The organism is Calditrichota bacterium, assembly GCA_014359355.1.
GTDB lineage: Bacteria > Zhuqueibacterota > Zhuqueibacteria > JANLFK01 > Oleimicrobiaceae > Oleimicrobium.
Window position 1 is genome coordinate 1 of sequence record JACIZP010000198.1, and the last position, 8,971, is coordinate 8,971.

6 protein-coding genes are annotated in these 8,971 nt (G+C 61.1%); 1 reads left to right on the forward strand and 5 read right to left on the reverse strand.

Annotated features, from left to right (window positions below; translation table 11 throughout):
* On the forward strand, positions 1 to 905 hold a 905-nt coding region (locus H5U38_08850; GenBank protein MBC7187127.1), incomplete at its 5' end, for a T9SS type A sorting domain-containing protein.
* A gap of 193 nt (positions 906 to 1,098) precedes the next feature.
* Here the strand turns inward: H5U38_08850 and H5U38_08855 are convergent.
* The 5 genes from H5U38_08855 to H5U38_08875 form a co-directional block, all read right to left on the reverse strand.
* Entirely contained in the window at positions 1,099 to 2,712 is a 1,614-nt protein-coding gene (locus tag H5U38_08855; protein ID MBC7187128.1) for a putative N-acetylmannosamine-6-phosphate 2-epimerase, read from the reverse strand.
* A 7-nt stretch (positions 2,713 to 2,719) separates the two neighbouring features.
* A complete protein-coding gene (locus H5U38_08860; protein ID MBC7187129.1) occupies positions 2,720 to 5,185 on the reverse strand; it encodes a glycosyl transferase family 36 in 2,466 nt (821 codons plus the stop codon).
* Positions 5,186 to 5,813: 628 nt separating this feature from the next.
* The gene (locus tag H5U38_08865; protein MBC7187130.1) at positions 5,814 to 7,208 is read right to left on the reverse strand and encodes a PAS domain S-box protein; all 1,395 of its coding nucleotides are present in this window, start codon (positions 7,206 to 7,208) and stop codon (positions 5,814 to 5,816) included.
* Between the two features lie 457 nt (positions 7,209 to 7,665).
* The gene (locus tag H5U38_08870; GenBank protein ID MBC7187131.1) at positions 7,666 to 8,598 is read right to left on the reverse strand and encodes an HDOD domain-containing protein; all 933 of its coding nucleotides are present in this window, start codon (positions 8,596 to 8,598) and stop codon (positions 7,666 to 7,668) included.
* A 15-nt stretch (positions 8,599 to 8,613) separates the two neighbouring features.
* Positions 8,614 to 8,971, reverse strand: a 358-nt coding sequence (locus H5U38_08875; protein MBC7187132.1) for a methyltransferase domain-containing protein, incomplete at its 5' end; no start/stop codon positions are given.

The following is an 8,971-nucleotide window of genomic DNA, read 5'->3' on the forward strand; positions in this document are numbered from 1 at the left end:
TTACCCCTGGGTATCTTTTGGATGCAGTTCGAGCCAACCGTGCGCGGGGCGTGATGGGGGAGGCGCTCTTCTTTTACGAAGGGTTACGGCAGAGGGGCGACCTGCTGGCGGACACTCTCCGGGCAACAGTCTATTCCGAACCCGCCCAACCGCCCCATCGCGGCGAAAGCGTGTGGCGCCCGCCGGCGCTGATCGTACATGAAGACGACGCCACTACCAAGCGAACCGGAACCTGGGAGCAGACCACCGCGCCCGGCTATCGCGGCAAGGCACTCTTCCACAGGGACACTTCTTATGCAGCCGTGGAATACGAATTCGACATACCGGCCAGCGCCTGGTACCATGTGCTGGCCTTCATCGTCACGGGCACACTGACCACCGATCGAGCGCGTTTTTCGGTGTACTCGGCGAGCGATACCTCAATCCATGTCGTTTCCCAGCGGGGTTACCTGAACGCAGGGTGGCACCGGCTGCGTTCGGCCTATTTGAACGCGGGCAGGCAGACCGTGCTCAAACTCGATAACCACGGCGTCCTGCCCGGTGACTTCATCGTTGCCGATGCGACAATGATCATGGTGGACCGCAAGCGTTCCCCGGAGGCGGTGTTCACTCGCATTCCCCGTCCGGATGACCGCCACATACCACGTTCCCTCTGCCTTAGCATTTACCCCAATCCAGCTCACGATGCGGCAACCCTCTTGTTAGATCTGCCTCACACAGGAGAAATTGCGGTCACTGTATACGATCTGCTTGGGAGGCAAGTCTTCGAAGCTCTTCCCGGACACCTACCACCGGGCCAACACTCGCTTCGGCTGCCCCTCGGCCACCTGCCAAGTGGCCTCTACTTCTGCCGCGTCTGTACGGCAAAGTACCGGACGGTGACCAAGCTCCTCCTGGCCAGATAGCCCGCAGCGATTGCCTCAGTTCTGCCCGCACAGACAGACACGAATCCGGACTCCGCCGTGGGCAAAAAGGCGGCCCTTCCCCGGGTGGCAGAGGCCTCTCGATCCGACCGGGAGTCCACGTGGGCACGCTGAGTGCCTTGCAGGCGAGTAACAACCCCGGCAGCTCTTCCTTTCTCGCAGTGCTGACCGGACCTTACGCAAAATGCAGCAAAGCGAGCTGAGCTGCTCCGACAGCGCCTGCCCGATTGCCGAGGCGCGCACAGCGAAGCGGCGGGTGAGGCCCCAGACGGATGCGCAGCCCCTCCAGCAGGTGTTCGCTCAGAGCCGAGAGCTCGCCGCCGATTACAATGATTTCCGGGTCGACAATGTTGGTGAGACTGGCCAGGCCGCAGGCCAGATAGTCCAGCTGCCTGCTGAACAGAGAGGCAAAGTGCGGCTCCCCGGCCTGGAGCAGCGCGGTCAATTCGTCGGCAGTCGGCTCTCTGTCGGTCGCGAGTGGCACCAGGCCCCTGCGTGCCAGCAACAGGGCCTGCCGCGCGAGCAGGCGCCTGGACACATAGGCCTCAAGGCAACCGCGCGCCCCGCACCCGCACTTTCGACCACCTTGCCGCACGCAGAGGTGGCCGACCTCGCCGGCGTTGACGCCGCGGACCAGGTGGCCATCAACAAGTATCCCCCCGCCCACGCCCGTGCCTATGGTCACCATGGCAAAGCGAGCCGGTCGTGGCGCCGGAACCAGTTGGTATTCAGCATAAGCAGCGGCATTGACATCGTTTTCCAAGTGCACCGGCAGCCCCAGAGCGCGGCTCAGCTCCTCGCGCACCGGATAGCCGAGGTAGTCGTGCGCCAGCGGCACCCCACCAACTACCATTCCCTTCTCCACGTCCACGCGACCGGTTGCGGCAAGTCCCACCGCACAGGGGGAGACACCTGCGGTCTGGATCACCTGCTGCACCCCCTGGGTCACCTGCCCGACCACTGCCGCCATACCCGATCGCCAGGGAGTTGAAAAGGTCTGCTCGTGGCGCAGTGTCCCTGAGAGGTCGGCAAGACCCACCAGTGTCCGCGTCCCACCGAGGTCAACGCCCACCGCGGTGGCCTGCAAGCGCGCCTGGTGCCGTGAGAGCGCCTCGGCAATGCGTCGCGTCAAAGCTGCTGGCCGGGTGATGGCCGTGCCCACCACTACGGCAAACGCCCCAGAGTTGAGCGCCTCCACCGCTTGCTCCGGCGTCCATATTCTCCCCTCTGCGATGACCGGCACATCGCCTGGCAGCCGGGCACGCAGCGCTGCCACGAGCCCCAAGTCGGGCAGCTCCTGCGGCCGCGCAGCCCCGGTGTACCCTGAGAGCGTCGTGCTCACCAGGTCGCAACCCAGCCTCGCCGCGCCAAGGCCTTCCTCGAGCGAGGACACGTCCGCCATCACCAGGACCTCTCGCCGTTTCAGTTCCTCCACGAGAGACGACAGCGGGTGGCCGCCAGGCCTGGCGCGTGCAGTGGCGTCCAGCGCAACCACATCAGCACCCGCTGCGACTACCTCCAGCGCATCCTCAAGCGTGGGGGTGATGTAGACAGGCGAATCTGGGTAGCGTCTCTTCCTCAGGCCTATCACCGGCAATGCCACCGCGGCTTTGATCGCCCGGATATTGGCCGCACCCTCAGCACGAATGGCAACCGCTCCTCCTGCCGCTGCAGCCTTGGCCATGGCCGCCATGATGGCTGGCTCATCCAGGGGATCGCCCGGGTCGGCCTGGCACGAGACGATGAGTCCTCCCCGGATAGCAGCAAGAAATCTCTCTCGCGTCATCATCCTGCGGTCATCCCATCCGCTGCTGCTTTCCCAGCGGATGGCCCAGCTTCACGCGCACCGGCACTCGCTCCTTGCCTGCTATGACCTCTGCCACACGTTCATCGCCCAGGTCAATCAGGTTTCCGGCCAGGCGTTCCCCTGCCACGACCACCTCCGCCACCCCTCTGTTTACATGCTCCGGGTTGCTCACCTCGATGTCAAACAAGTACCCCCGGAACCTCCGCTGCACTCGAAACGAACTCCATGCCGCAGGGACACATGGGTCGATGAGCAAGCCCGGATATGTCGGTCTCACGCCGAGGATGTAGTCGAGCACGTCCCGGAACATCCAGGCCGAAGATCCGGTGAGCCAGGAATGGCTTGCCTGGCCGTAAGTGGGATGATCAGGGCTGGTGACATACTCGGCGTAGACGTATGGCTCCACCTCATAGCGATCAATGTCCACCACCGGGTTCATGGGCAATGCCCGCTTGTACAGGTCAAAGGCGCGCTCCGCCCTCCCGAGGAGACATTCTGCAAGTATCGCCCAGCTCACGGCGTGGTTGAAGACGCTGCCGTTCTCCTTTTTTCCCGCCACACAGCGGGTGGCAAGCCCGATCCGCGGGTCGATGGTCCGGTAGGGCGGATGCAAAATCTTTGGCCCCCTGGGCGTGTCCAGATGCACGCGAACGGCCTCCATGCACTGCAAAGCCCGCTCGTCTGGCGCAACGCCGCTGATCACTGCCCAGGACTGCACATTCAGGAAAATGCGACCTTCTCGGTTGCTGGCCGACCCTATCACCTCCCCCCAGTCGTTGGTGCCGCGAAGGTACCACTCCCCGTCCCAGCAGTGCTCGTTAATTGCCTCCCGGAGCTGCTCATAAGCCCTCTCATAGCGGGAAGCCTCTTGTCTCCTGCCAGTGAAACACAGCATCTCCACAAGCTCCTTGAGAACGAAGGCCAGGAACATGCTGACCCACACGCTCTCGCCTTTGCCGCCCCGGCCGAGGTAGTCGAGCGTATCGTTCCAGTCACCAGGGCCAAACTTGGCCAACCCGCGGGGCGAAAGATTTGCCAGGACATAGTCCACCGCCAAGAGAGCGTGCTGCAACACTGAACCGGACCCTCGGTCCGCAAATGGCACGTCAGCGTCCAAGAAGGGCCAATCAGCAGTCTCCTTCAAGTATTGCGTCACGGCGAAGGGCAGCCAGAGGGGGGTGTCGGCGTGGCCTGTCCTTTCACCGGTGCCGCTGCCGGGAAAGATCAGGTGGAAGGCGCTGCCGTCGGTAAATTGCGCACGACACATTTGGCTGAGACGCTCTCGCACCCAGTCTGGCCTCGCAATCATCGGTCCCAATGTGTCCTGGCAGGAGTCTCTGAAGCCTCGTCCAAAAAGCAGGCCTCCGTGATAGTAGGAAGCATCGCGGGAAAAGCGAAAGGTCACCGAGGTCTGGTACTGATTCCAGACGTTTACCATGGTGTTGAGATCGTCATCCGGAGTGGCTACCTGCACGGCGCTGAGGTACTCGCCCCATTCATCGAGCAGGCGTTGGTACTCGCTCTGCACCAGGCCGAGGTCCCGGTACTTCCTCACGAGCGTCGCTGCGGCGTGCGGGTACTCCTGCTTTGGGACCACACCCAGCAGCACCACGAACTGCCGCTCCTCACCGCCTTGGAGCTCCAACGGGGCCTGCAGCGCGGCGACCGCGTCCCCAGAGGTGATTTCGGAGTTCGTGCATCGACCAACTTCCACCGCCTCGGGATTTGCCTCGGAGCGCCAACGCCCGATGAACAGGTCTTTGCTCCCATCCCAGCCTATCACAGGCAACGACGAGGCGAAGAAAACCACCTTGTCCCACTCCTCGTTGGCCTGTCGGACGGTTGGGCCTGCGTAGCGCACCCAATACCGTTTCGTAGCGAACAGAATCTGTTCCTTGCGATCGAAATGCACCTCATTGAAGTGCTGGTCATTAGGCTGGTTGATAAGGTCAACCAGCGCGTGCCCCAGGCAGAGCTCCACATAAGCAAACAGGTCCAATTCCCTTGGCGACTGCAGCGTGTTGCGGATCGTGACGCGCCAGATCTCCAAGTCGTCGTCGAGGGGCACAAAATAGAGGACCTCCGTCTCAATGCCTCGAAATCCGGACACGATGCGCGTGTAGTACACACCGTGGTGGCAGCGGAACTCCTCAAGGGCGGTTGCCGTCGGTTGCCAGGTGGGCGACCAGTAGAGACCCGACCTGCGATCACGCAGGTAGAGATATCGCCCCGGGCGGTCCATGGGCAGGCCATTGTAGCGCCAGCGTGTGATGCGGTCATCCCTGGGCGAAGGGCAGAAGCTAAAGCCACCTCCCGTGTGCGATACCAGGCCGGTGTAGCGACCATTGGAGATGTAGTTCACCCAAGGTCTGGGAGTGTCAGGCCGGGTGATGATGAATTCCTTCCGATCCTTTGAGAAGGTCCCGTACTTCACACCACCACTCCTGTTTGAAATTAGCGATGTGCAAACCAGGGCAAGTTCATTCACACCTGGAAAACAAATTCCTCGGCCGAGTCTTAACTTCTGAGTCAGACGACCAGAACCCGTGGCCTTGCATCGGGTGCAATCCGCTGGCACCGCGCTTCGGCCTGAGGAAGTGACACAAGCCGGATGCCCGACGCCACTTTCCGTTGGTCTGACCGGATCAGGATGCGGGGCAATCGCGCTGCGGCCGCGATGGCCACATAAGATAGCCAAATGCGCAGAAAAAGCCAAAGGGAAAATTCCTCCGGAATGAGAAGGCGCGCACAACAAGCAGGGCGGGGGAATTCACGGCTGGAGAGGTCATCAGAAATGATGGCGGGGCACCCTAACCCCTGTTGGATCTATCTCGCTCCCTTCTCCGGACCTCGAGCCTGGCTTCAACGGTCTTGCGAAAGACTGACGACGGCAGCTGGCCTGGCTGCTTCGATGGCTTCTTCTGCTCCTATTTGCTCAGGAGGCACCTTGCGCAAATCGACGATCACCACCGGCGGAGGCGCACCGTTGCGACGATAAGCTGCGATTGCGCGACTGGCCGCGCGCCTGGTAAGGGAAGGGTCTTTGGCGAGACCTCCTGTGTCTTCCTGCATAGCAGTGCCCTTCAGGCCCTGATTGCTTCAACTCCCGCGGGTTCCGGTTGGTCCTCTAAAACCACCGGCAGATACACTGTGAACCGGCTGCCAACGCCCACCCTGCTGTCCACGGTGATCATGCCGCGGTGTTCCCTCACAATCCCCTCAGCCACCGCCAGTCCCATGCCGCTCCCCTTACCGGGTTGTTTGGTGGTGAAAAGGGGCTCAAAAATCTTCCGCTGCAGATACGCCGGGATTCCTACGCCGCTATCCTGCACGCTGAAGTAGGCGTATCTCCCTGGCCGCGCTTCCTGCCACCCTTCTTGCTGCAACTCTACCAGGCCAGTGCGGAAGACGAGCTCGCCGCCCTGCGGCATGGCCTCTGCCCCGTTGATGCCCAGATTCATGAGCACCTGCTCGATCTGGGTCGGGTTGCACAGAATCGATGGAAGCTCTTCGCAAAGGTTCAGGCGCACGCGGATGTTCCCGGCCACGGTGCGCTGAAGAACAAGGGCCGTCCGTTCCACCAGTTGGTTGAGGGAGCAGACCAGCATCTGGCTTGGGGCGGTGCGGGTAAGGGCCAGCAGGCGATTGACAAGATCGATGGCGGTGTTGGCTGTCTCCGCCATAGATTTGAGTTCGGCATAGTGCACATCGTTCTCGTCCATTTCTGCCAGCATGAAGCGTGCACAGCCAAGCATGCCCGCCAGGAAGTTCTTCAAATCATGCGCAATGCCAGTGGCCAAACTCCCCATTGCCTCAAATCTCTGCGCCTGACGCCATCGCTCCTCCAGGGCCCGTAAGGTCGACAAATCCTGCATGCTGACCAGGTAGATGGAACCTTGGCCAGGTCCGGCCGGCACCAGAGACCAGCTGATACGCATCGGGAGCACTCTGCCGTCGGTCGACGACCACTCCCATTCGACCCAGTGCCTGCCAGGTGGCGTTGCCTCCGCCGAATGAAGTGCCTCCACCAGAGGGCAGGAGCAGCCCAGAAGCGCCGCTATGTGTGCGCCTCGCAGGCTTTCAATCGGTACGCCAAACAACTGCGCACACGCGGGATTGACCAGCAGAACCTTGCCTGTCTCATTGACGGCCAACAAGGCCTCAGCGGTAATGTCGGCCCATTGTCGGTAGATGGTCTCGAGAAGAGAAAGAGGGAGGTCAAACTCGGCGTCTGGCAGCTCATTCGCCAGGGTTTGGGACAACTGCGGGTCGGTGTCGGCTACCGGCTCCCTTTCGGCGAAGAGGAATCCCTGTCCATCACTGGCAAAGGAACGATGGGGACGCACCCAAGCGGGAGCGCTTGCATCCTGCGCGGCCTCGGCGCGCGCCAACAGAGGGGGTTGTTGCATGTCCATGTGCTCCATGAGCTCCACCTCCACCCATGTGCATCCGTTGCCCTCGCGGATGCAGCGGCGCATTCTCGCCTGCTCACCCCGCGTCGCACCGGACAACGGTCTGCGAACCACGTGCACCGTTAGCGCTGGAGCAACAAAAAACGCGTTCCCTTGCGGTCGTTATCGAAGGTCGCCCGCTCCACCTCCACACAGCCACACTCTTCGCCAACGCCGGAGGACCGCGCTAACTGCACATGCACACCACACTATGTCGTTTCGCTCACCCCTGCTCCCGGTCGGCACGACAAGTACGCGACCGGCAATCGCTCCTCCTCATACCCCAGGTATGGAACCGCCTCCTCAAGGTGGGTCCATTAGTTGAACCTACCGGTGACAAATATAGCGTCAAAACCCGAAAAGTCAAGCGGAAAGTTCAGATAGAAAGGGCTTGAGGGACTTTCCTGACTGTCTGGCCTGCCAACTGTGCAACTTTGCGACACCGCTGGTCAAGCACAGTGAGGGAGTCTGTGGAAGGCACCCCCTAGTACCGGGTCGATTCCACCTTCAACGGCGGTCTGTGCGGTTGGTTGTTGTAGATGCTGGCAACGGCAACTCTCACTTCTTCCACCTGTTCATCGAGTTCGAATGAGAACCGCTCCACATCGAGATTGGCCAGGCGTTCACGTTTGGCAACGAGCAGACGCCAGGCAGGGTCATCCGTCAGACACACCTGGAGGCGCTCATAAGAGCCGTACCCCAACCCTTTCAATCTGCACAGGAGGTCTGCCAGATGGACGATAGCCACCAGGTCTGGTTCGCGCCTTGCTCGTGATAGCTCGTGGTGGGCGGTAGCCACCTCTGCCAACCCTTCCTCCAATTGCCAGTATTGGACAAGCCATTGACCAAAGTCGGTGTGGTTGATGCCCAGAACTTCGTCCTCTGCTTCGTGGTACGCGAAACCTTCTTTCTCAACAAGGGACACCACCTGCGCGAACTCTTCGGGGAAGTTCTGGCACAAGACCACTTCGCCAATGTCGTGGAGCAATCCGCCCAAGTAGGCGCGGTCTACCTGGCCGAACCCCATGGCCTTGGCCAGTTGCTGGCTCACCAGACCGCATCCGAACGAATGCTCCCAAAACGTCTCGATGCGAAAGCGCGCTACCTTGGAGACAAACGCGTTCACCAACCAGGTGCTCAACACAACATTGCGCACCTCCCGCAATCCCATGTAGAGAATGGCCTCCTTGAGGGATTGCACCTGGTGTCTCAGTCCCCAAAAGGCCGAATTGACCAGCCTGATCATGCGCAAGGTCAGTACCTGGTCGGCCATCAAGATCTCGACCACTTCTTGCAGGTTTGCCTCCGGATTCTCTAACTCCGTGAGGACCTGATTGACTATCGTGGGGATAGTGGGGACATATTCGATCTTGGCCAGGTACTTGCGCAGGGTCTCCTCTCTACTCTCCTCTCTCATTCCACACCCTCGTGCTCATCCGCTGTTCATGAGCTTGCGATAAGCAAATCCTCCGGGGAAGTGTACAAGGCGGAAGCCATTACGCAGCCCGTGCAGTGACTCAAGGTTGCCCAGTACCAGGTAGCCGCCGTCGCGCAGTGCTCGATAAAGGGCTTCGACCATTTTCGCCCGGAGTTGGCGGTCGAGATGAGCGAGCTCGCAGCAAGAGAAGACGATGTCCACCCTGTTCTCCGGGACCGCCGTCGGCAAAAGTGCCATGTCAAACTGGTCAAAGCGCACCATGTCTTTGAGTTGCTCGCTCACCCTCACCTGGCCCTGCTCCGGGACGAGATACTGTGCCAAGAGGTCTTGGGGTATGCCTCTCAGGGCAAAC

What these genes read in the sequence shown, in the direction of transcription:
- H5U38_08855 (MBC7187128.1), bottom strand. Translation starts at nt 2,712, where the DNA reads ATGATGACGCGAGAGAGATTTCTTGCTGCTATCCGGGGAGGACTCATC.
- H5U38_08865 (MBC7187130.1), bottom strand. Translation starts at nt 7,208, where the DNA reads ATGCGCCGCTGCATCCGCGAGGGCAACGGATGCACATGGGTGGAGGTG.
- H5U38_08870 (MBC7187131.1), bottom strand. Translation starts at nt 8,598, where the DNA reads ATGAGAGAGGAGAGTAGAGAGGAGACCCTGCGCAAGTACCTGGCCAAG.